The 21,893-nt window shown below is 31.3% G+C and carries 18 protein-coding genes and 1 tRNA gene; 8 read left to right on the plus strand and 11 right to left on the minus strand.

The genetic code is table 11. The features are described 5' to 3' along the window. Nucleotides 1-123 precede the first annotated feature (123 nt). A complete protein-coding gene (locus LPB136_RS08080) occupies nucleotides 124-1,341 on the plus strand; it encodes an aminotransferase class I/II-fold pyridoxal phosphate-dependent enzyme (RefSeq protein ID WP_072555792.1) in 1,218 nt (405 codons plus the stop codon). Nucleotides 1,342-1,369: 28 nt separating this feature from the next. Here LPB136_RS08080 and LPB136_RS08085 read toward each other — a convergent pair whose 3' ends face one another. The 4 genes from LPB136_RS08085 to LPB136_RS08095 all read right to left on the minus strand — a co-directional run bounded on the left by LPB136_RS08085 (nucleotide 1,370) and on the right by LPB136_RS08095 (nucleotide 3,297). Beyond that, a complete protein-coding gene (locus LPB136_RS08085) occupies nucleotides 1,370-2,038 on the minus strand; it encodes a tRNA1(Val) (adenine(37)-N6)-methyltransferase (protein WP_072555794.1) in 669 nt (222 codons plus the stop codon). Nucleotides 2,039-2,156: 118 nt separating this feature from the next. Continuing rightward, nucleotides 2,157-2,243, minus strand: a tRNA-Ser gene (locus LPB136_RS14010). Between the two features lie 5 nt (nucleotides 2,244-2,248). Continuing rightward, a complete protein-coding gene (rimM, locus tag LPB136_RS08090; protein ID WP_072555796.1) occupies nucleotides 2,249-2,782 on the minus strand; it encodes a ribosome maturation factor RimM in 534 nt (177 codons plus the stop codon). A gap of 14 nt (nucleotides 2,783-2,796) precedes the next feature. After that, a complete protein-coding gene (locus LPB136_RS08095) occupies nucleotides 2,797-3,297 on the minus strand; it encodes a 30S ribosomal protein S16 (RefSeq protein ID WP_072555798.1) in 501 nt (166 codons plus the stop codon). 376 nt (nucleotides 3,298-3,673) lie between these two features. Between LPB136_RS08095 and LPB136_RS08100 the strand changes: the two genes are divergently transcribed. The 4 genes from LPB136_RS08100 to LPB136_RS08115 all read left to right on the plus strand — a co-directional run bounded on the left by LPB136_RS08100 (nucleotide 3,674) and on the right by LPB136_RS08115 (nucleotide 10,623). Continuing rightward, a complete protein-coding gene (locus tag LPB136_RS08100) occupies nucleotides 3,674-4,123 on the plus strand; it encodes a ferritin-like domain-containing protein (RefSeq protein WP_072555800.1) in 450 nt (149 codons plus the stop codon). A 168-nt stretch (nucleotides 4,124-4,291) separates the two neighbouring features. Continuing rightward, the gene (gene dnaE, locus LPB136_RS08105) at nucleotides 4,292-8,632 is read left to right on the plus strand and encodes a DNA polymerase III subunit alpha (protein WP_072555802.1); all 4,341 of its coding nucleotides are present in this window, start codon (nucleotides 4,292-4,294) and stop codon (nucleotides 8,630-8,632) included. Nucleotides 8,633-8,654: 22 nt separating this feature from the next. Beyond that, on the plus strand, nucleotides 8,655-9,980 hold the full coding sequence (locus tag LPB136_RS08110) for a D-arabinono-1,4-lactone oxidase (RefSeq protein WP_072555804.1): 1,326 nt from the start codon (nucleotides 8,655-8,657) through the stop codon (nucleotides 9,978-9,980). Then, nucleotides 9,967-10,623 carry an HAD family hydrolase gene (locus LPB136_RS08115; protein WP_072555806.1) on the plus strand — a complete coding sequence of 219 codons (657 nt, stop codon included), beginning with the start codon at nucleotides 9,967-9,969 and terminating at the stop codon, nucleotides 10,621-10,623. The genes LPB136_RS08110 and LPB136_RS08115 overlap by 14 nt, the downstream gene beginning before the upstream one ends. Here the strand turns inward: LPB136_RS08115 and gldA are convergent. Together gldA and LPB136_RS08125 are read right to left on the minus strand one after the other, a co-directional pair. Further along, nucleotides 10,620-11,513, minus strand: coding sequence for a gliding motility-associated ABC transporter ATP-binding subunit GldA (gldA, locus tag LPB136_RS08120; protein WP_072555808.1), 894 nt, complete (start codon nucleotides 11,511-11,513; stop codon nucleotides 10,620-10,622). The genes LPB136_RS08115 and gldA overlap by 4 nt on opposite strands. 109 nt (nucleotides 11,514-11,622) lie before the next feature. Further along, nucleotides 11,623-14,940 (minus strand): reprolysin-like metallopeptidase, encoded by a 3,318-nt coding sequence (locus LPB136_RS08125; protein ID WP_072555810.1) that lies wholly within the window; start codon nucleotides 14,938-14,940, stop codon nucleotides 11,623-11,625. 76 nt (nucleotides 14,941-15,016) lie between these two features. Between LPB136_RS08125 and lipB the strand changes: the two genes are divergently transcribed. After that, on the plus strand, nucleotides 15,017-15,721 hold the full coding sequence (gene lipB, locus LPB136_RS08130; protein ID WP_072555812.1) for a lipoyl(octanoyl) transferase LipB: 705 nt from the start codon (nucleotides 15,017-15,019) through the stop codon (nucleotides 15,719-15,721). On the opposite strand, the gene LPB136_RS08135 is transcribed toward lipB, so the two are convergent. From LPB136_RS08135 to ruvC, 5 genes are all read right to left on the minus strand, one after another. After that, nucleotides 15,718-16,659, minus strand: a complete 942-nt coding sequence (locus LPB136_RS08135; RefSeq protein WP_072555814.1) for an alpha/beta fold hydrolase — start codon at nucleotides 16,657-16,659, stop codon at nucleotides 15,718-15,720. The genes lipB and LPB136_RS08135 overlap by 4 nt on opposite strands. A 2-nt stretch (nucleotides 16,660-16,661) precedes the next feature. Next, the gene (locus LPB136_RS08140) at nucleotides 16,662-17,411 is read right to left on the minus strand and encodes a cyclase family protein (protein ID WP_072555816.1); all 750 of its coding nucleotides are present in this window, start codon (nucleotides 17,409-17,411) and stop codon (nucleotides 16,662-16,664) included. A 29-nt stretch (nucleotides 17,412-17,440) separates the two neighbouring features. Then, complete coding sequence (hemW, locus tag LPB136_RS08145; protein WP_072555818.1) at nucleotides 17,441-18,568, minus strand: radical SAM family heme chaperone HemW; 1,128 nt, start codon at nucleotides 18,566-18,568, stop codon at nucleotides 17,441-17,443. Nucleotides 18,569-18,600: 32 nt separating this feature from the next. After that, nucleotides 18,601-18,966, minus strand: coding sequence for a four helix bundle protein (locus LPB136_RS08150; RefSeq protein WP_072555820.1), 366 nt, complete (start codon nucleotides 18,964-18,966; stop codon nucleotides 18,601-18,603). Between the two features lie 111 nt (nucleotides 18,967-19,077). Further along, complete coding sequence (ruvC, locus tag LPB136_RS08155; protein WP_072555822.1) at nucleotides 19,078-19,632, minus strand: crossover junction endodeoxyribonuclease RuvC; 555 nt, start codon at nucleotides 19,630-19,632, stop codon at nucleotides 19,078-19,080. A 20-nt stretch (nucleotides 19,633-19,652) separates the two neighbouring features. On the opposite strand from ruvC, the gene LPB136_RS08160 reads away from it, so the two are divergent. Both LPB136_RS08160 and LPB136_RS08165 read left to right on the plus strand, forming a co-directional pair. Continuing rightward, complete coding sequence (locus LPB136_RS08160) at nucleotides 19,653-20,612, plus strand: lysylphosphatidylglycerol synthase domain-containing protein (protein WP_072555824.1); 960 nt, start codon at nucleotides 19,653-19,655, stop codon at nucleotides 20,610-20,612. Further along, the gene (locus tag LPB136_RS08165; protein WP_072555826.1) at nucleotides 20,609-21,733 is read left to right on the plus strand and encodes a glycosyltransferase family 2 protein; all 1,125 of its coding nucleotides are present in this window, start codon (nucleotides 20,609-20,611) and stop codon (nucleotides 21,731-21,733) included. The genes LPB136_RS08160 and LPB136_RS08165 overlap by 4 nt, the downstream gene beginning before the upstream one ends. Nucleotides 21,734-21,893 lie beyond the last annotated feature (160 nt).

Consider the following 21,893-nt stretch of genomic DNA (forward strand, 5'->3'; position numbering starts at 1 on the left):
ATAGTTATTAAAACTATTAACTAATACAAAATTAGAAAATTAAACTATATTTAAATCAATTGATTGATTATTTTTCTACTCAATAGTATTTTTGTCTAAAACAAACTACTAATACTATTTCTTATGAAAGACTTTAAACCTGCAAACGAAATTCAAGATTTACAATATTTTGGCGAATTCGGTGGCGTAAATCCATCAATATCAGACTCTTCAACCTATACCTTTTTATCAGCAAAAACAATGTTCGATACTTTTGAAGGAAACACAGACGGCTGTTATTTATATTCTCGCCATTCTACTCCTTCAAACCTGTATTTAAGTGAAGCATTAGCAGCAATGGAAGGCACAGAATCTGCAAATGTTACTGGTTCAGGAATGGGCGCAATTACACCAACTATTTTACAAATTTGTGGCGCTGGAGATCATATTGTTTCAAGCAGAACAATTTATGGCGGAACGTATGCTTTCTTAAAAAACTTTACACCAAGAATGGGAATTGAAACTTCGTTTGTAGACATTACTAAATTGGATATTGTTGAAGCTGCGATCACAGAAAATACAAAAATAATTTATTGCGAATCGGTAAGTAATCCGTTGTTAGAAGTTGCCGATATTAAAGGATTATCCACTTTAGCCAAAAAACATAATTTACAATTAGTGGTTGATAATACCTTTTCTCCGTTATCAATTTCTCCTGCTAAATTAGGTGCAGATGTTGTAATTCATAGTTTAACAAAGTTTATTAATGGTTCTTCAGACACAATGGGCGGCGTTATTTGCGGAACTTCAGACTTTGTAAATGCTACTAAAAGTGTTATTGATGGTGCAAGTATGTTATTAGGCGCTTCGATGGATTCTCTTCGTTCTTCTTCAATTTTAAAGAATATGAGAACTTTGCATATAAGAATGAAACAACACAGTAAAAATGCTGCTTTTTTAGCTGAAAAATTTGAATCAATCGGTTTAAAAACGGTTTATCCAGGATTAAAATCGCATACTTCACACGAAGTTTTTAAATCAATGATGAATAAAGAATATGGTTTTGGAGGAATGTTAACTATTGATGCTGGTTCTTTAGAAAAAGCAAATGCGTTGATGGAATTAATGCAAGAAAAAAACTTGGGATATTTAGCAGTAAGTTTAGGTTTTTATAAAACATTATTTTCTGCTCCAGGAACTTCAACTTCTTCAGAGATTCCAGCAGACGAACAAAAAGAAATGGGTTTAACAGATGGTTTAATTAGATTTTCTATTGGTTTAGATAATGATATTGAACGTACTTATCAAATGATGAAAGAATCCATGTTGGAAGTAGGAGTTTTAAAACCAGAAATGGTTTAAAAAAACAGGTAGTTGAGCGTAGCCGAAACTACATCTTCAAATAAAAATCTTTCGTCAATGCTATATATTCTTTTGTATAGTTATGGCGAGAGATTTCAATTATCAATTCCTCTTCAATAAGTGTAGATTCTTCAAAAGAAAACTCCAACAAACTGCGTTTAATTTCTGAAGTTTCAGTTCCTTTTACACGACAAGCTCTATTTAAAAACAAGTTTTGTTTTAAAGCTAAAGCAACAAAAGAATCTTCTTCTTTCTTCGGAATTACAACAGAAAACGTTCCGCTTTTCGATAAAATTTTAGAAACTCCACTTATTAACGCTTCAAAAGATAAAGAAGATATAAAACGAGCTTTATTCCTGGCTTCGTTATCGGTTTCAAATTCATCAGTATAAAAAGGCGGATTCGATATAATTAAATCGTACGTTTCTTCTTCCTCTGCTATTTCTTCTGCAAAATCCTGAAAAGAAGCATTATAACAATACAAACGATCTCCCCAATCTGATTGCTCAAAATTTTCAACCGTTTGTTCGTACGCATTTTCGTCTATTTCAACCGCATCAATTGTCATAGCATCGCAGCGTTGAGCAATCATTAAAGAAATAATTCCTGTTCCAGAACCAATATCTAAAACAGCATTTGGATAATTATCAACAGTACACCAAGCGCCTAATAAAACAGCATCTGTACCAATTTTCATGGCCGTTTTGTCTTGGCTAACTGTAAATTCTTTAAATCGGAATGGTTTCAATATAAAAATTAATTGATTAATTTTTTGTTCCTTCCCTTTGGGAAGGTTAGGATGGGATTTTTTTTTGCAGAGAGAAAGGGATTCGAACCCTTGGTACCGTTTCCAGTACACTACCTTTCCAAGGTAGCCTATTCGGCCGCTCTAGCACCTCTCTAGTTTTTAGTTTTCTAAATACAAATCAATCAAACCTTCAGGAGTTTCAACTTCAAAAACCTTGTTTTCTCTGTCTATTTTCTTGATAAAGTCATCAATCATAGGAATTAGAACTGTACTTCCATCTCGCTCAACTTCTAAAAGCGGATGTGCTACTCTTTTATCATTTATAAAAACCAACTCTCCTACTTCTCCAAAATTAGTATCAACCACAGTAAAACCAATTACTTCGTGATAATAAAATTTGTTTCCAGACAGTTTTGGTAATAAATCTAATGGTAAATAAATACCAGCTCGCATCATAGCATCTGCGTCAGCTTCATTAGAAATTCCTTCAAATTTAACACGCAAAGCAGTGCCTTTACTTAAAGAAGATTTTTCAATAAAAAATGGAACCAGATTATTGCCTAAATCGACAAAAACTGATTCCATATTTCCATATAGTTCGGGTTCATCGGTATCTAATTTGATAACCACTTCACCTTTAAAACTATGTTTTTTAACAATATTACCTAAATAAAAACAATCTTCTTTACGCATATTGTTACTATAATTTATTCTTCGCTATCTCCTGCAGTTGCAGCAACCTCTTCAGTGTCTTCAACAACTGGTGCAGCAGCAGCAATACGCGCTTCGTTTACAGCTTTTTCAGCTTCTAAAGCTTTAATTTTTGCATCAGCATCTGCTTTAGATAAACCTTCTTTTTTAGCTAAAATCTTTGAAGCTTTTTCTTCTAACCAAGCAGTAAATTTAGCTTCTGCTTGCTCTTCAGTTAAAGCACCTTTAGCAACACCTCCTGCTAAATGATTTTTTAACATTGCACCTTTGTAAGATAATAATGCTTTCGCAGTATCTGTAGGTTGTGCACCTTTTTGTAACCAATCTACAGCTTTATCAACATCTAAGTCAATAATTGCAGGATTAGTGTTAGGATTGTACGTTCCAATTTTTTCTAAGTAACGTCCATCTCTTTTTGCTCTACTATCAGCAGCAACAACCCAATAAAAAGGTTTTCCTTTTTTACCGTGTCTTTGTAATCTAATTTTTACTGGCATAATTTTAATTTTTAAGGTTCGCGACCTTTGTTATTAATAAATCCTACTATCTCGTAGTAAGTGGGCGCAAAAATACAAAACCTTTTTAAACTAAAACGCTAATTTTCAATAATATTTACATTAAATCTAATCCAAATATTTAGGGCGTTCGAGCGGGCTTTCCGTTATATCTTTTTTTCGTACCTCAAAAAAGGATACCACTGCAATCCCTAACGCGCTCACTGTTATGTTAGTATTAACAATTAAAAAATGAAATGAGTTAATTTCTAAACCTTATGAGCAAAAACAAACTGCAAACAAGATATATATTTGTACCAGATGCGAAACAATACACATCTTAAAATAATTTATTGGAATTTAAAATGAATAAGATATTATGAAATACACAGAAAAAATTTCGAACAAATTAAACGAATTATTAGAAAAAAACTACGATGCTGAAAAAGGATACTTAAACTCTGCTGACAATGTAGACAGTGCTAGTTTAAAAATTTTCTTTAAAAAAAGAGCTTCAGAAAGAAGTCAATTTGCTAAAGAATTAAGAACCGAAATTTTGTCTTACGGACAAATACCAGAAGACAATGGTTCAATTAAAGGTGCAATACACAGAAATTGGATGTCTTTAAAATCACTTTTTAGTGGAAATAACGAAGAAGCCATTTTAGAAGAGGCAATAAGAGGAGAAAAAGCAAGTTTAAATGAATACAATGAAATATTAAAAGAACAAGCCTTTGTGCCCTCAACAAGAAAAATGTTAGAAAATCAAAAGCAACAAATTCAATCTGCTATTAACACCTTAAAATTAGAAGAACATTTAGTTTCTTAATTAGAGAGTTTAAGCAAAAAAATAGTTCTATACTATAAAATTAAAAAGTTAACCATATTTAATGGTTAACTTTTTTTTGTTAATAAATCAAAGTAAGTTAATATTCATTTATCATTTTCGTTTTTGTAATTTTAACTTTCCAAAACTATTCTAATTTAGAACCCATTTATGTACTTAATTTTCGACACGGAAACCACTGGATTACCTAAAAGTTGGAACGCTCCAATTACCGACACAGACAACTGGCCAAGGTGTATTCAAATTGCGTGGCAATTGCATGACAAAATGGGAAACGTTTTAGAACACAACGATTTTCTAATTCAACCAGATGGATTCAATATTCCGTTTGATGCAGAAAGAATTCATGGTATTTCTACCGAATTAGCAGCCAAAGACGGAATTACTTTACCCGAAGGATTGCAACTATTTAACGAAGCCTTACAAAAAACAAAATTTATTGTTGGTCAAAATGTAGGTTTCGATATTAATATTATGGGATGTGAATTCCACAGATTAGGTGTTGAAAATAATTTAACAACACTTCCACTTTTAGATACTTGTACGGAGAAAACTGCATTAATGTGTCAGATTCCTGGAGGTCGTGGCGGAAAGTTTAAATTACCAACCTTAACAGAATTACACAATCATTTATTTGGTACTGGTTTTGGCGAAGCACACAACGCAACTGCCGATGTTGAGGCAACTACACGTTGTTTTTTAGAGTTAATTCGTTTACAAGAATTTACCAAAGAACAATTAGATGCTGATGACGATTATTTCAAAAATTTCTCTGAAGCGAATCCAAAACCGATTCAAGTAATTGGTTTAAAACACATCAACCTTAAAAGGGAAAGTGAGAAGATTCGTAAAAGTCTTGAGAAGTTAAAAGACACAGCTGACACTAAATCTACCTCAGCAGGTTTAGCGGAATTAGAAGGTGTTCAGTTTTCACATTTACACAATCACACACAATACTCTGTACTACAATCTACCATGCAAATTGGTAATATTGTTAAAGCCGCAGCAGAAGACAACATGCCAGCAGTTGCAATGACAGATACTGCAAACATGATGGCTTCATTTCATTTTGTTAGCGCTGTTTTAAAGCACAATAAAACTGCTGAAACTCCAATGAAACCAATTATTGGTTGTGAGTTTAATGTATGTACAGATCATAAAAACAAATCGCAAAAAGACAACGGTTATCAAGTTGTTTTATTGGCAAAAAATAAAAAAGGATATCACAATTTAGCAAAAATGTCTTCCATTGCTTTTGTGGATGGATTCTATTATGTTCCAAGAATTGATAGAGAAGTTATAAAACAATACAAAGAAGATATTATTGTTTTAACAGGAAATTTATACGGTGAAGTACCAAGTAAAATTCTAAATGTTGGAGAAAAACAAGCTGAAGAAGCATTGCTTTGGTGGAAAGAAGAATTTAAAGAAGATTTTTACATTGAGTTGATGCGTCATAATCAACAAGATGAAAAAATTGTAAATGAAACGTTATTAAAATTCTCTAAAAACCATGATATTAAAATTGTTGCCACAAACAACACTTTCTATTTAGAGAAAAAAGATGCAAATGCACACGATATTTTATTGTGTGTAAAAGATGGAGAAAAACAAGCTACGCCAAAAGGAAAAGGTCGTGGTTATCGATATGGTTTACCTAACGAAGAGTATTATTTCAAGTCTACCAACGAAATGAAAAATCTCTTTGCAGATTTACCAGAAGCTATTATCAACATTCAAGAAATTGTAGATAAAATTGAAATTTTCACACTTGCAAGAGACGTTTTATTACCTGCTTTTGATATTCCTGAAGAATTTAAAGATGCAGAAGATGAAATAGATGGCGGAAAACGAGGTGAAAATAATTTCCTTAAACACCTAACTTTTGAAGGTGCTAAAAAACGTTATGGAGAAATTACAGAATCCATTAAAGAACGTTTAGATTTTGAATTGGAAGTAATTGAAAAAACAGGTTATCCTGGTTATTTTTTAATTGTTGAAGATTTTATTCGCGAAGCAAGAAACATGGACGTTTCTGTCGGTCCAGGACGTGGTTCTGCAGCTGGTTCTGTAGTTGCCTATTGTTTATGGATTACCAATATTGACCCAATAAAATACGATTTACTTTTTGAGCGTTTCTTAAATCCGGAACGTGTTTCCATGCCCGATATTGATATTGATTTCGATGATGAAGGTCGTGGACGAGTAATGGATTATGTAATTGATAAATATGGCGCAAATCAAGTTGCACAAATTATTACTTACGGAACAATGGCGGCAAAATCTTCTATTAGAGATACTGCCAGGGTTTTAGATTTACCACTTTTTGAAGCCGATAGAATTGCCAAATTAATTCCAGGAATTAAACTTAAAAATATTTTTGGAGATGATGCAAAAAGTATCGGGAAAGTTGCTGGCTTACGTTCAGAAGAAAAGCAATTAGTAGAAGAATTAAAAAACATGTCTTTCGGAAACGATTTGGTTTCAGAAACAATAAATAAAGCTACAATATTAGAAGGTTCTGTTAGAAATACTGGTATTCATGCTTGTGGTGTAATCATTACACCTGGAGATATTACAAACTATGTTCCGGTTGCTTTGGCAAAAGACTCCGACATGTATGTTACCCAGTTTGATAACTCTGTAGTAGAATCTGCAGGTTTATTAAAAATGGATTTCTTGGGTTTAAAAACGTTGACTTTAATTAAAGACACCGTTAAAATTGTAAAGGCAAAACATAATGTAGATTTAGATCCAGAGAATTTTCCTTTAGATGATGAAAAAACATATGAGCTTTTCCAAAGAGGAGAAACTGTAGGTATTTTTCAATATGAATCTCCAGGAATGCAAAAACACATGCGCTCTTTAAAACCTACGGTTTTTGCAGATTTAATTGCAATGAACGCATTGTACAGACCTGGACCAATGGAATATATTCCGTCTTTTATTAATAGAAAGCACGGAACCGAAGATATTGAGTACGATTTACCTGCCATGGAAGAATATTTGGCAGAAACTTACGGAATTACAGTTTACCAAGAGCAAGTAATGTTACTCTCGCAAAAATTGGCAGATTTTACAAAAGGTGAAGCCGATGTTTTGCGTAAAGCAATGGGTAAAAAGCAAATTGCAGTACTTGATAAAATGAAACCAAAGTTTATTGAGCAAGCTGGAAAAAATGGGCACGATGAAGAAAAATTAGAGAAAATTTGGAAAGACTGGGAAGCCTTTGCAAGTTATGCCTTTAACAAATCTCACTCTACCTGTTATGCTTGGATTGCTTATCAAACCGCATATTTAAAAGCACATTATCCAGCAGAATATATGGCTTCCGTACTTTCAAACAACATGAAAGATATAAAAGCAGTTTCATTTTTTATGGAAGAATGTAAACGAATGGGACTACAAGTTTTTGGTCCAGATTTAAATGAATCTTATTTAAAATTCTCTGTAAATGATGAAGGTGCAGTTCGTTTTGGAATGGCAGCAGTTAAAGGTGTTGGTGCAGGAGCTGTAAGAGCAATTATTGAAGAAAGAAGAGAAAATGGAAACTACACTTCTATTTTCGATTTAGCTAAACGTGTTGATTTGCGATCTGCCAACAAAAAGTCTTTTGATAGTTTGATAAAAGCAGGTGCTTTTGATTCTTTTACAGATACACACAGAGCCCAATATTTTGCAACCGATGAAAAAGGCTTGACCTTTTTGGAACGTGCCATGAAATTTGGAAGTAAATTTCAAGAAAACGAAAATTCCTCGCAAGTTTCTATGTTTGGAGAAGCTTCTACGGTTCAATTTCCAGAACCAGACATTCCTGAATGTGAAACTTGGGGAACTATGGAACTTTTATCGCAAGAAAAAGAAGTTATTGGTATCTATATCTCTGCACATCCGTTAGATGATTTTAAAAATGAAATGATTTTTTGCAACGCAACAATAAGACATTTCAAAGATGATTTTAGTAAATATGTTGGAGCAAACTTATCTTTTGCTGGCATTGTTACTGATGTACAACACAGAGTTTCTAAAGCTGGAAAAGGCTGGGCAGCTTTTACAATTGAAGACTATTCAGATAGTAATGAATTTAGAGTTTTTGGAGAAGATTACTTAAAATTTAAACACTTTTTAGTTCCAAATTCATTCCTTTTTGTACGCTCTACTATTCAAGCAGGCTGGACAAATAAAAATACAGGAGTTGTTGGTGAACCAAGATTAAAGTTTTTAGACTTTAAACTGTTACATGATATAATGGGTGAGTTATGTAAAAAAATAACCTTAAAAATACCTTTACATCAAATTACAAAAGACACCATTAAAAATCTAGAACACACATTTGCAACCAATAGCGGAAGTCAATCTTTGCATTTTACTATTTGGGATGCAGCAGAGAAAATTGAAGTAAATACACCAAGTAGAAATACAAAAGTGAATATTACTAATGAATTTTTGAGTTCACTTAAAACTAATAATATAGACTTTAAGTTGAATTAATTTTTTTTATCGAAAGAATAAAATGAACCAAGATATAAACGGAGTTTGGAATAGTTGGAATGAAAACATTTCTTTCAATTACAAATCACTATATAAAATCAACTCAGAAGAAGAACTTCAAGAAGTTGTAAGAAATTCAGAAAAAATTCGTGTTTTTGGAAACAAACAATCTTCTTCAGATATTGTTTCAGGAGCTTCAACTTTAGTTGACATTAAAACGTATAATAAAATTTTATCTTTTAATGATTCCGAAAAAACAGTTACAGTTCAGTCTGGTGTAATTTTAGGAGATTTACTAGAAGCTATCGAAGCAAAAGGTTGGTGTATTCCTTGTTTACCAGATATTAATACAATTACTATTGGTGGTGCCTTAACAACAGGAACCCATGGAACTAGTGGGAAATTATTAAGTGAATACATGACAGAATGTAAAATTATTTTAGCAGATGGTTCGCTAAAAGAAATTACAGAAAAAGACAAATTGATACATGCCGTAAGAGTTTCTCTGGGTGTTTTAGGTGTACTGTCTGAAATCACATTTAAATGTGAAGATATTTATACTTTACACGTAAAAGAAGGTCCTGAAAATGATAGTGATTGGTTGCCAAAAATTAAGGAGCGTCTAAAAAAACATGATTTTCTTAGAATTTTATGGCTTCCTCATACAGATAAAGGCTATGTTATTATTGGTGATAAGATTGCAGCTGATACAGAAATACAAGAAAACTTAGGCCCTAAATTCTTGAAACATAGAAGAAAAGCATCAAAAATCTTATACAAGTACACGCACATTTTTCCTTGGATAACTGCAATTGCAAATAAACTTTTATATAGAGGGTTTTTCAGCGCTACAAAAGAACACAAAGGTTCTTTATACCAAGCAACCGTTACTAAATCTAGAGGCTCTACTTTAGAGTTAGCAGAATGGACAATTGGATTAGATAAATTTCCAACGGTTTTTGAAGAGTTAAAAACAGAAATTAACAAATGGTCTAATAAATCGTTTATTCATATTCCTATGGATGTTCGCTTTATTTACAAAGACACCTCTTGGTTAAGCTATGCTTACGAAGAGGATATTGTAACAATGGGTTGTGTTTCCAGAAACGCGGCCACTGCAGATACTTATGAGGCATTTAAAAGTATTGAAAAAATATTCTTAAAGTATGGAGGAAAACCTCATTGGGGAAAACGATTTACCGCTAAAGACGCTGAACTTTCTAAAATCTACGATAAGTGGGAAGACTTTAAAGTTTTAAGAAAAGAGTTAGATCCTAACAATAAGTTTTTAAACCCATATTTGGCTGAATTATTTAATGAAAAACTAACAACTAATGAAACTACCTAAAGGATTTTTATTTGACTTTGATGGAGTTGTTGTTGACAGTAAAGAAAGTCATAATTCTGCCTGGGCTTCAGCTTTTAAAGAGTTATTTAATTCAGAAATAGCTCCATTTCCTAAAACGCATGCAGGAAAGTCGCCAATGATTATTGCTGAATACTTTTGCAGCGTTATTGGTCAAGAAAAAAGAACGGAAGAATTGTTTTATTTGAAAGATACTCATTTAGATAAATATTTTAAAGTACCTAAATTACTGCCTGGAGTTAGAGAGTTTACAACTTTTTTATCCAAAAAAAACATTTCTTATGGAATTGCAAGTAACGCTACAAAACAATTTTTAAAGAACAGTATTCATCATTTAAATTTAGAGTTTACTACCATTTTTGGTGTACAAGATTACATAAAACCAAAACCAGCTCCGGAAGCTTATATTACACTTGCAAAAGCTTTAAATTTTAAAGAAACAGACTTTAAAGATATTTGGGTTTTTGAAGATAGTTTAACAGGTGTAACAGCAGCAAAATTAGCTGGCATGATTCCAATTGGGATTACTACACAGTATTCTAAAGAAGAATTAAAGAAAGCAGGAAGTATTTTAGTTTTCCCAACTTTGTTGGAAGCTTATCAGTTTTTAACCAGCAAAATTTAATTGGTTAATTCTCTAAATAGTTTTTCTAAATTTTTGTTTTCAGAGTTTAATTCAAGAATCTTAAGCTCATGTTCTTGCGCAAAGTCAAATATTTTTGGACGCATGTCTTCATCCGAAGAAAAAGTAAGCAACCACGAATTATCGAAGTTGTTTTTTATTGTTTTTACGTTTGGTAAACGTTGTAAAAACTGTTCCTCAATCTTATAATCAAACATAACATTTAGTACTTGTTCTTTTTGATTTTTAAGTTCACTAAGCGGTTTATTAATTACAATTTCGCCTTTATCAACAATTATAACACTGTCGCACATTGCTTCTACTTCTTGCATTATATGCGTAGAAAGCAACACTGTCTTTTCTTTTCCTAATTCTTTAATCAACTCTCTAATTTCTACTAACTGATTTGGATCTAAACCCGTTGTTGGCTCATCTAAAATCAACACATCTGGATTATGAATAATTGCTGCGGCTAAACCAATTCTCTGTCTATAACCTTTAGATAATTGGCTTATTTTTTTTGAAGCTTCTAATGTTAATCCAACTTTTTCAATTACACTTTCAATTTGAGATTTATCAACCTTAAAAATTGAAGCTTGAAATTGTAGATATTCACGCACATACATTTCTAAATATAAAGGATTGTGTTCTGGCAAGTAACCAATCGTTTTTTGTGCCGATATTGGATTTGCGATAACATCAATATCATTTATTTTAATTTCACCTTCGGTAGGTTTTAAAAAACCTGTTAGCATTTTCATTGTAGTAGACTTTCCAGCTCCATTTGGACCTAAAAAACCTATAATTTGACCTTTTCTTGCTGAAAAAGAAATATCGTTTACAGCTTTTTGTTCTCCGTAATTTTTAGAAAGTGATGTTACTTGTATAGACATTTTTCAAAAATATAAATGATTTATCTATTCAACGAAGTTTTTACCTAATTAGTTTGCATAAAAAAACCGATTGAATAATTCAATCGGTTTTTTATACTTTGTAAAAAGTTTATTTTATAATAATTTTCCTTGTGGAAACTTTCCCTCCATTAGAAATTCTTAATAAATAAATTCCTGTTGTAATAGTATCGTATGTTAACTTTTCAGAGAATTGTGTTGAAACATTTTTAAATGTTTGTTGACTTACTTTTCTTCCTCTTAAATCATATAACTGAGTTTTAACTTCATCTGTATTAATTACTTCAAAAGCTAAATTAATTTCCCCATTTGAAGGGTTTGGGTATAAATTGAAACCACTAAAAGCAAAATCTTCTATTGATGCCGATGGGTTCTGAATTTCTAATGTATAATCTTCTGTTTCTCCATAACCACTAGAATAATTAGCAGTACATGGACCGTCTCCATGCAGTTGATCATTTTTAGTATACTCTAAGACTACCCTCATTCTAGTATTACCAATTACTGCATTAGCTGGGATTGTTATATTCATTGTTGCTGTTGAAACGTCATCAAAATGAGTACCTAAATCATAACGTTCATCAGTAAGATTAAATTGGTAATCTTGATTCCAATCTATAAAAACATAAACATGATCTTGAAAACCTGCTGTATCAAAAGTTACACTTACCTCATACATATCACTAGTATTTAATACTGTAGAAATAGCAGTAAAATCCTGATAACCATCTAATACACCATCTGTATTTGAATCATAATCATTATCTGAATCATTATTTATTGTATTAAATGTAACATTAGAAATCCATTCACTATTCGCTGACTCACTAAAGGTAGAGTCGCAATAAGCAGGTGCTAGTGTTGTAAAACTATAAATAGTAGAAAAAGAACCTTCTCCACAATTATTTTTAGGTTTTACTCTCCAAAAATAAGTTGTACTTACGTTTAAAGTAGACGAAACCGTATATGAATTAGTATTAATAGTCTCTTCTACCACTAGTGCAGAAAACGCGTTATCTGTAGCCACCTGAACATCATAAACATCTGCATTATCAATTAGCTCCCAATTAAGTTCTGGTAAAAGAACCACATCTACCTGATTATTCGAAGGTGAGTTTAGCGTTAAGTCAGAAAAAGAATTCCCAATAATTTCTAGTTTTGCATTTACAGTTTTACTAATTCCAGTTGTTGCAGAAGTAGCTGTTACTTCAATTGTATTTAATTGTTCTGTAGCTCCATCCAAATTACTTACAGTCATAGTTACATTACCATCTCCACTAATAGTTGAAGGTGAAAAAGAAACAATTGCACCAACAGGTTGATTAATTGCTGAAAATGAAACATTTTCAGCAAAACCATTTACAAAATCTAAATTTAAAATATAACTAACAGAATCGCTTCCAGTATTACAAGCTCTTTGTGTATCTGTTGAATTACTAAAATTAAAAGTAGGTGTTGTTGAGTTTATAATAAAACCTGCTGAATTAAGGTTGTAAAAAATATTCCCAACTGCCTCTACCATAATCCTAGCAGAAGTTGTTGGATGATCTGGGACTGTTATTGAATGACTTCCATCATTAGGTGTGCTTTCAGCTAAAACTATCGGAAATGTATTTCCTCCATCTATAGATAATTTAATTTTCACATTAGCACAGTTTATAGGTGCTATATTGGTTGTGCTTTTATCCCAAGTAATAGTTTGTGTAGTTCCTGAATCCCAAGTTTCTGAAGAACTCTGAGATGTTACTAAAAAAGGATTTGCATCCGTAACAGTAACCTCCATATCATCTCTTGCACTTGCTCCACCTCCTGCTTTATTGTCTCTAACAACTAAAGAAAAATTCATTTTTCTTGCTACAGCAGGAACAACCTCCCAAGTATTTGCTGTACTTCCACCAAGAACAGTGGTTAATGATGGCATATACCTATTCGGTGAAATACTTGATGGTGAAGATCTAAAATTAGGCCCAGCTGTGTTTGTTGGTAAAGGTGGCTGAGTAGAAAGCTCATTATCTTGCTGCTCCCAGTTATAGGTCAAACTTTCATTTCCGTCTGCATCAGTCCCAATACCCTTAAGTATGAAAGGAGTAGATCTAGGAATACTAACATCATTTCCTGCATTTGCTACAGGAGTAGCGTTATTTGTGTCGATAGCGGTTGCATCAGCGCAACTTCCACTTACTTGAATATGAGTCCACATTTGATCGATACTAATAGCGTTAAAATGATCATCACTATTACTTTGAACATTTGGACCACAAATACCTGCATACCCCATAATAGTTGATGCACTACCTGGTTCTACAGCTGTGTTATCTGACCTGTTACAACCATTATTTTGAGTATGTGTTGCACCAAATTGATGACCAATCTCATGCGACACATAATCTATATCATAAGGATCTCCTACTGGAGTAGCAATACCTGTAACTCCTTTTGCTTTTATCCCATTAATACAAACCGAATTCACCCTAGCTAAACCAGATCCTGCAGTACTAAAAACATGACCTATATCATAATTAGAAGCACCAATAAAATTATCACAAATTGTTTGAACTTCATTTATCATTGCACCAGCATCCCCGTCAGTAATATTATCTGTAGCTGCATCTAAAAAAATAACATCTTCATTATTAGATACTATAACCATCTTCACACTTAAATCTCTTTCATACACACCATTTATTCTTGACATAGAGGTATTCATTGCCGACAACACTGCTGCTTTTTTTACTGCATCAGTTGCAGAAGCTGGTACTCCTTGAGCATTTATATGAAATTGAGCATACTCTCCAGAGCACACAATTGCTAATCGATATTCTCTTAACTTACTATCACCCGCATTTCTTGCACTAGTCCTTGTCTCAATTTTAGTGTTTGGCAAGCTTTGGTTCTCATCAATTAGACATTCAAACTCTTTATTACCACTTGGCAAACTCTTTCTTTCATACCCTATATAACTGCCAATATCTTTTGTATAAGGGTCTACATAAAAAGTACTATGTTTACCTGACATTATCATTATGTGGACACCATCTGTACCAATACTAATTTTTGCAACAGCAGTTGGGTCACTTATCCCCTGTGCTGAATAAGAGTTAATTTGATTAAATTTAGTACTAAGCTTAGTACTAAAATTAGAATCTTCTTTTATAGAAAATTTAGCTAATTCCCCACCTACAGAAGGCAATAAAATAACTTTTTGTTTAGATTTAGAAACATCAGACAATGAACCCCTAAAATCATTTAAATTTAAAGTATAAATATCGAATTTATTAGGGATCGTTTTTCTAACCTTTAGCTCAGATTTAGAAAATATCTTTTCTGAATTAACTTGTTTCTTCCACAATGTTTGTGCATTCGTCATCGAAAAGCAAAACAAGAAAATTAATAAAGTAATTTTTTTCATAATAATTAAAATTAGTATATCTAGCAAAAATATGAATTGCTATAATTTATAAAAAAGGTATATTTGTACCAAAGTTATGAATAAAAACATCCACTTAAAAGATTTATCTCAAAAAGATTACAAAGACACTTGGGATTACCAAACAGTTTTACTACAAGAAACAGTAAATATTAAGTTTGATAACCGTAAAAACGAGCAAAAAAAACCAACTCAAAATCACTTTCTTTTTGTTGAGCATCCACACGTTTACACTCTTGGTAAAAGCGGAGATTTAAGTAATCTTTTATTAAATGAAAAACAACTTGAAGAAAAAGGCGCTGTTTTCTATAAAATAAATCGTGGTGGTGATATTACTTATCATGGTCCTGGGCAAATAGTTGGGTATCCTATTTTGGATTTAGAAAATTTTTTTACAGATATTCATAAATACCTTCGTTTACTTGAAGAAGTTATCATTTTAACCATTGCTGAATACGGTTTAAAAGGCGAAAGAAGCGAAGGAGAAACCGGAGTTTGGCTAGATGTAGGAACACCTTTTGCTCGTAAAATCTGTGCCATGGGAATTAGATCAAGTAGATGGGTAACCATGCATGGATTTGCATTAAACGCAAACACAAATCTCGGCTATTTTGATAATATTATTCCATGTGGAATTAAAGGTAAAGCTGTAACTTCAATGGAAGCAGAACTTGGCACAAAAGTAAACGCAGAAGAAGTAAAATTAAAAATTTTAAAACACTTTAAAGTGCTTTTTGAGGTTGACAAGTTTATCCAGAATTAATTATTTATAAAATCTTCAAATAGTAATAGACTTTCTTTTGGACTTTCCTCCATTGGAACATGACCTGAGTTTTTTACTATTATTAATTTAGAATTTGGCATTAAACTATCCATTCTTTTTCCATTATCTAGCGGAATCCAATTGTCATTTTCTCCCCAAATTAATAAAGTTTTATTTTTGATACTTTTCAACTTTTCTAAATTTGAATTATCTCCTAATTTAAAATCGGTTTTAGCCCTATCAATAAAGGCTTTTCTATTCCCTTCTCTTAAAGCCATTTCATGATAACGCGTAATTAAATCTTCAGAAATTTTTGAATCATCTTCATAAACTTGCTCAATATTATCTTTAATAACAGCTCTTGGAGTTACATATAAAAACATTGAATTTACAATAGGCGTTTTTGCCATTTTAAAAATCCATGGTTGCGGTTTATTTGTTGGCAAACCTGATGCGTCAACTAAAACTAATTTCTTAACAGCCTCAGGATTTTCAGCAGTAAAATTCCAAGCAATATTTCCTCCCAAAGAATTCCCAACTAAATACATACTATCTAATTCAGCTTTATGTAGAAATTTAGTTAAAAAATTAGTGTAATTTTCTATTGAATAATCTCCGTTAGAATTTGCTCCCGTTAAACCAAAAGCTGGTAAATCCATTCTTACAACTCTGTGCTTCTCTTTCAATTTTGAAGCCCAATAATCCCAAGTATGTAAAGACGCTCCGGTTCCATGAATTAACACAATTGGCATTCCTTTTCCTTCGTCTCTGTAATGCACTTGCATACCATCAATTTCTACAAATTTCGAATGTTCATTTGCATATTTCTCTTTTAAAACTTCAACAGAAATATCAGAATAAACAGCTCCTTTTATCAACAGGATTAGACCAATAAGAATTGCATAGAAAAGATATTTCTTTTTAGAATTTTTCTTCATAATTATTTTATAATCTTATATAAAATAGGCTTACTTGGTGTTGCATCATTTTCAAAAGGCGCAATCATTAAATTTAATAAATACTCACCATCTTCTACTGAATTTGGCACATAAATAAACTCCGTTATAGTAGCATCCATTCTTAATTTACCTGCGGTATTCCAGAAAGCATTATGAGATAAAAGGTTACCATCATCTTTTTCCTTGTCTACAGATGGTAAGTCAATTAATAAATGTTTTATTCCTTTTTCTCTTAAATAAATAGCTGCTTTTTCAGACAAATAAGTTGGATTTGTATTAGAATATCTCATACTCTTTTTATCTTCTAAGTTGGGTAAAGTTCTTATTACAATCGCATCTCGTTTTTTATTTCTCAAAGCATTACTCAACTGTTTAACTCCAATAATAAAATCTCCATTATGAAACAAAGGTGCAATCGTAACTACTTCCGCTAGAAAGATGTAATATTTTAAATTTTTATTTACAGAATGTACTTCTTCAGTTATATGACCAACACATTCTGTATGTGTAACATGAGAATGTGGATTAAAATGAATATTATTAAAATTAACAACAGCTCCTTCTGAAACTTTTATCTTTTCTCCATCCATTTCTTCAGGAAAAATTTTTGGATCTTCTATGTACCAAGCATTTACATTTTCCTTTGAAACATCTATAGGAATTGAAATATCTATTGGATTAGATATATTTACTTCAATTTTTCTAGAGTTATATTCTATTATCGCTTTCATGCTATACTTTTCTTTTTTTTTATAAAAACCTAATTTACCATAAATAAATCTGCTGAAATACCATCTGATAAAAATTTACCTTTTAAAGTAGTTTTTAAAATTCGATTTTCAATATACAATAATTCTTGTTTTATATATTTTTCTGATTGATTTTTTAAGTATTCAACAAAATCGTTACCAAAATCAGTTTTAATTTTATCTAAAGAAACTCCCCAAATAGTTCTTAAACCTGTCATTATATATTCGTTATAACCATCGGTTTTCGATAGAGTTTCTCTTTCAATTGGTAATTGATTCTCTTGAATCGATTTTATATATTTTGAATTGTTTCTCACATTCCAACTTCGTTGAATTCCATCAAAAGAATGTGCTGAAGGACCAATTCCTAAATAACTTTTACCTAACCAATATGCCGAATTATTTTTACTAAAAAAACCTTCTTTACCAAAGTTAGACAACTCGTAATGCACAAAGTTTTTTTTCTTTAATTCTTCAATTAAAATATGAAATTGTTCTGAAGCTTTTTCCTCGTCAACGTTTTTAACTTTCCCTTTTGCAATTAACTTTTCTAAAACTGTTTTTGGCTCAACTGTTAATGCATAACTTGAAATATGTGGAATTCCATAACTCAAAACAGTCTTAATATTCTCTCTCCATTCATCATTTGTACAATCTGGAATTCCATAAATTAAATCGACTGAAATGTTATCAAAGTAACGAACAGCAACAGATAAGCTATTTTTTGCTTCTTCAGAATTATGTGCACGATTCATCAATTTTAAATCCTTTTCTAAAAAAGATTGCACACCAATACTCAATCTGTTTATCGGACTTTTAGAAAGTTCTATTATTTTTTCTTCGGATAAATCATCTGGATTTGCTTCCAACGTAATCTCCGGATTTTCGACAACATTAAAGTTATCATAAACCGAATTAATCAATAACTCTATTTCACTTGCTGATAATAAACTTGGTGTTCCTCCTCCAAAATAAATGGTTTCAATTGTTGAGTTTTGCAATTCATCTTTACGCAACTCAACTTCTTTTATCAAACAAGAAATTAGTTCATCTTTCTTTTTTAACGAAGTAGAAAAATGAAAATCGCAATAATTACATGCTTGTTTGCAAAACGGTATGTGAATGTAGATTCCGGACAAAATAGTTTTCAGTTTACAGTATCAGTTTGCAGTTAGTTTACTCCAAATTTACCTGGGTTATTAATCATATAATTTATTAGCTTACCAACCTCACTATTCTCTTTTGATAAATCATCAAATACGTTTTTATCTATATAATTGCATTTTAACGCAAATAATAACCAGGTGTAAGTTTCTGAATTTTCCGCATCAGAATCACTTAATTTGCTAACAAAATGCTTGGGGTACAATCTTTTTCTATAAGCTTCAGATATATTTGCAGAAACACTTCTCGAAGACCTTCTAATCTGATCCGTTAAAGAATATTTTTCTTCTTTTGGAAAAGACTTAGAAATTTCAAAAATTTTCATAGCTAAAGAAAATGATTTTTTAAACGCTAATAAATCTGTAAAACTCATATTATATTAATTCTAATTGAAAAACTTACTACTGCTACTGCTACTGCTACTGCTACTGCTACTGCTACTGCTACTGCTACTGCTACTGCTACTGCTACTGAAAACTAAACTTTATTTTTTAACGCGTTTCTCATTTTGTTTCACAAAACTTGCCCAACCAGAATAACTTTTACCTCCAACTATTTTTCCTGAATTATAAAAATGACAAACCGCAGCTGCTAAACCATCCGTTGCATCTAAGTTTTTTGGTAAGGTTTTTAAATTCAAAAGTGATTTTAACATCAATGCAACTTGCTCTTTACTTGCGTTTCCGTTTCCTGTAATTGCCATTTTTATTTTCTTCGGAAGATATTCTGTAACGGGAATTTCTCTTGATAAACCCGCAGCCATTGCTACTCCTTGAGCACGACCTAATTTTAACATCGATTGCACATTTTTACCAAAAAAAGGTGCTTCTAAAGCAATTTCATCTGGATGATATGTATCTATTAACTCAATTGTACGTTCAAAAATTAGCTTTAATTTTACGTATGGATCTTTGTATTTATTTAAAAGCAACTCGTTCATTTGAACAAATTCCATTTTTTTATTTACAATTTTTATAATTCCAAAACCCATAATTGTGGTTCCTGGATCTACGCCTAATATGATTTTTTCTGTCGCCAAATTTGTCGTTCTTTGTTGAAATGCTCAATTCACTTCCATACAAAACTAAGCAATTCTTTTGGTTAGCTATTAAATTATCAATTGTAATTGGTTGCGGTTATTTTGTATATCAAAAATTAGTAGAAAATGATAATTTTCATTTTTCTGATTTTTATCAAAATTTGATTAAAAACAACGTTTTTTCATTAAAAAATAGTGTTATTTTACTTTTTTTCACATTTTTTAACTGGATTTTAGAAATTACAAAATGGAAAAATCTTGCTTCTTCTGTTCAAAAAATTTCATTTTACGAAGCCACAAAACAAAGTTTAGCTTCTTTAACAACTTCCTTAATTACACCAAACAGAATTGGCGAATATGGAGCAAAAGCATTGTATTTCAAAAAACAACATAGAAAACAAATTGTTGGATTGAATTTGGTTGGTAATTTTTATCAGATGCTAATCACATTAATTTTTGGCGTTATTGGTTTTGGCTTTTTCTATTATAATAATGATGTTACTATAAATTTTAGAAGAGTTATGCGCATCTTACTTCTTGGTTTATTTTTGATTTCTGCTTTCTTTTTTGGCGCAAAACATTTTAAATATCGTGGTTATAGCACTGAAAAAGCACGAAAATTTATTGATAGAATTCAGTTTAGCTTAAATGTAAAAACTGCATTTTTATCGTTGTTTCGTTACCTTGTTTTTTCGCATCAGTTTTATTTCTTGTTGCTTTTATTTAATGTTGAAATTTCTTATTTTGATGCAATTACAGCAATTACTTCGGTTTACTTTATTGCTTCAATTGTACCAATGTTAAGTTTGTTTGATGTTGTTTTAAAAGGAACAGTTGCTATTTGGGTTTTTACGTATTTTGATATTCCGCCAATTACAATTTTATCGATTACAACTTTAATGTGGATTTTTAATTTTGTAATTCCAGCTATTATTGGAAGCTATTTTGTGTTAATTTTTAAACCTGTTGCTAACAAATGATTTGGTTTTTAATCTTCATATTTAGTTGCTATGCAATTTTGATTATTTCATTATCAATCGGATTTAGAAAAGTTAAAACGTTTGCTTCAGAAAACACAATTCCAAAAACAAAGTTTTCTGTTGTAATTCCGTTTAGAAATGAAGCTGAAAAGTTGCCATTCTCATTAAAAACAATTGAAGAATTAAACTACCCAAAAGTTTTTTTTGAAATTATTTTTGTTGATGATTCTTCGGAGGATAATTCGGTTGAAATCATAGAAAACTCAATTTGTTCTAATTTGAATTTTTCGATAATTAACAACAATAGAACTTCAAATTCACCTAAAAAAGATGCAATTACCTCAGCAATTTCAATTGCCAAGAACAATTGGATTGTAACAACGGACGCAGATTGTTTATTGCCTAAAAATTGGCTACAAGTTTTAGATAATTTTATCCAACAAAACAATACGAAAATGATTGTTGCTCCTGTAAATTATAAAGCTAAAAACAGCTTTCTACATCGATTTCAATTACTCGATTTTATGAGCATGCAAGGAACTACAATTGGCGGGTTTGGATTGGATTTTAAATTTATGTGCAACGGCGCAAACTTAGCGTACAAAAAGGAAGATTTTATACAACTAAATGGTTTTGAAGGAAACAACAACATTGCAAGTGGTGATGATGTTTTTCTGTTAGAAAAATTTGTGAAAAGTGATAAGAATTCGGTTTGTTTTTTAAAATCTAAAAATGTAATTGTGAGCACTTTTCCTGTTGGTTCTTGGAAAGATTTAATTAATCAACGAGTTCGTTGGGCTTCTAAAACGGGTAATTTTAAATCGGTAAAAGTTAAACTGATTGGGTTGTTGATTTTATTAATAAACGCGAGTATCCTTTTTTCTTTCTTTGGATGTTTAATGAAGCAAAGTTCCTACACATTATTTCTAATTTTGTTTGCCTCCAAATCACTTATTGATTTGTTTTTATTTTTGCCAACAATCAAGTTTTTTGAGCAAGAAAAATCGTTTTGGGAAAGCTACTTGTTAAGTAGTTTTTTATATCCTTTTTTTAGTATTTGGGTTATTTTTAAATCGGTCTTTTTTAAGTATGATTGGAAAGGGAGATCGTTTAAGAAATAAATTTAAACCACATAGTTACATAGTTGCTTGTGTAGATTCCCGATTTCTCGGGAATGACAGAAATTAGCAAACAAGTTTAGCCCCGATTGAAGTGGCATCCTTTTACGAAGAATGAGTAAAAGATATAACGGAAAGCGGGAAATTGCTTCTGAAAACCTTT

This window comes from Tenacibaculum todarodis (assembly GCF_001889045.1).
GTDB classification, from domain to species: Bacteria; Bacteroidota; Bacteroidia; order Flavobacteriales; family Flavobacteriaceae; genus Polaribacter; species Polaribacter todarodis.

What these genes read in the sequence shown, in the direction of transcription:
- LPB136_RS08080 (WP_072555792.1), top strand. Translation starts at nt 124, where the DNA reads ATGAAAGACTTTAAACCTGCAAACGAAATTCAAGATTTACAATATTTT.
- LPB136_RS08085 (WP_072555794.1), bottom strand. Translation starts at nt 2,038, where the DNA reads ATGAAAATTGGTACAGATGCTGTTTTATTAGGCGCTTGGTGTACTGTT.
- rimM (WP_072555796.1), bottom strand. Translation starts at nt 2,782, where the DNA reads ATGCGTAAAGAAGATTGTTTTTATTTAGGTAATATTGTTAAAAAACAT.
- LPB136_RS08095 (WP_072555798.1), bottom strand. Translation starts at nt 3,297, where the DNA reads ATGCCAGTAAAAATTAGATTACAAAGACACGGTAAAAAAGGAAAACCT.
- LPB136_RS08100 (WP_072555800.1), top strand. Translation starts at nt 3,674, where the DNA reads ATGAAATACACAGAAAAAATTTCGAACAAATTAAACGAATTATTAGAA.
- dnaE (WP_072555802.1), top strand. Translation starts at nt 4,292, where the DNA reads ATGTACTTAATTTTCGACACGGAAACCACTGGATTACCTAAAAGTTGG.
- LPB136_RS08110 (WP_072555804.1), top strand. Translation starts at nt 8,655, where the DNA reads ATGAACCAAGATATAAACGGAGTTTGGAATAGTTGGAATGAAAACATT.
- LPB136_RS08115 (WP_072555806.1), top strand. Translation starts at nt 9,967, where the DNA reads ATGAAACTACCTAAAGGATTTTTATTTGACTTTGATGGAGTTGTTGTT.
- gldA (WP_072555808.1), bottom strand. Translation starts at nt 11,513, where the DNA reads ATGTCTATACAAGTAACATCACTTTCTAAAAATTACGGAGAACAAAAA.
- LPB136_RS08125 (WP_072555810.1), bottom strand. Translation starts at nt 14,940, where the DNA reads ATGAAAAAAATTACTTTATTAATTTTCTTGTTTTGCTTTTCGATGACG.
- lipB (WP_072555812.1), top strand. Translation starts at nt 15,017, where the DNA reads ATGAATAAAAACATCCACTTAAAAGATTTATCTCAAAAAGATTACAAA.
- LPB136_RS08135 (WP_072555814.1), bottom strand. Translation starts at nt 16,659, where the DNA reads ATGAAGAAAAATTCTAAAAAGAAATATCTTTTCTATGCAATTCTTATT.
- LPB136_RS08140 (WP_072555816.1), bottom strand. Translation starts at nt 17,411, where the DNA reads ATGAAAGCGATAATAGAATATAACTCTAGAAAAATTGAAGTAAATATA.
- LPB136_RS08150 (WP_072555820.1), bottom strand. Translation starts at nt 18,966, where the DNA reads ATGAGTTTTACAGATTTATTAGCGTTTAAAAAATCATTTTCTTTAGCT.
- LPB136_RS08160 (WP_072555824.1), top strand. Translation starts at nt 19,653, where the DNA reads ATGCTCAATTCACTTCCATACAAAACTAAGCAATTCTTTTGGTTAGCT.
- LPB136_RS08165 (WP_072555826.1), top strand. Translation starts at nt 20,609, where the DNA reads ATGATTTGGTTTTTAATCTTCATATTTAGTTGCTATGCAATTTTGATT.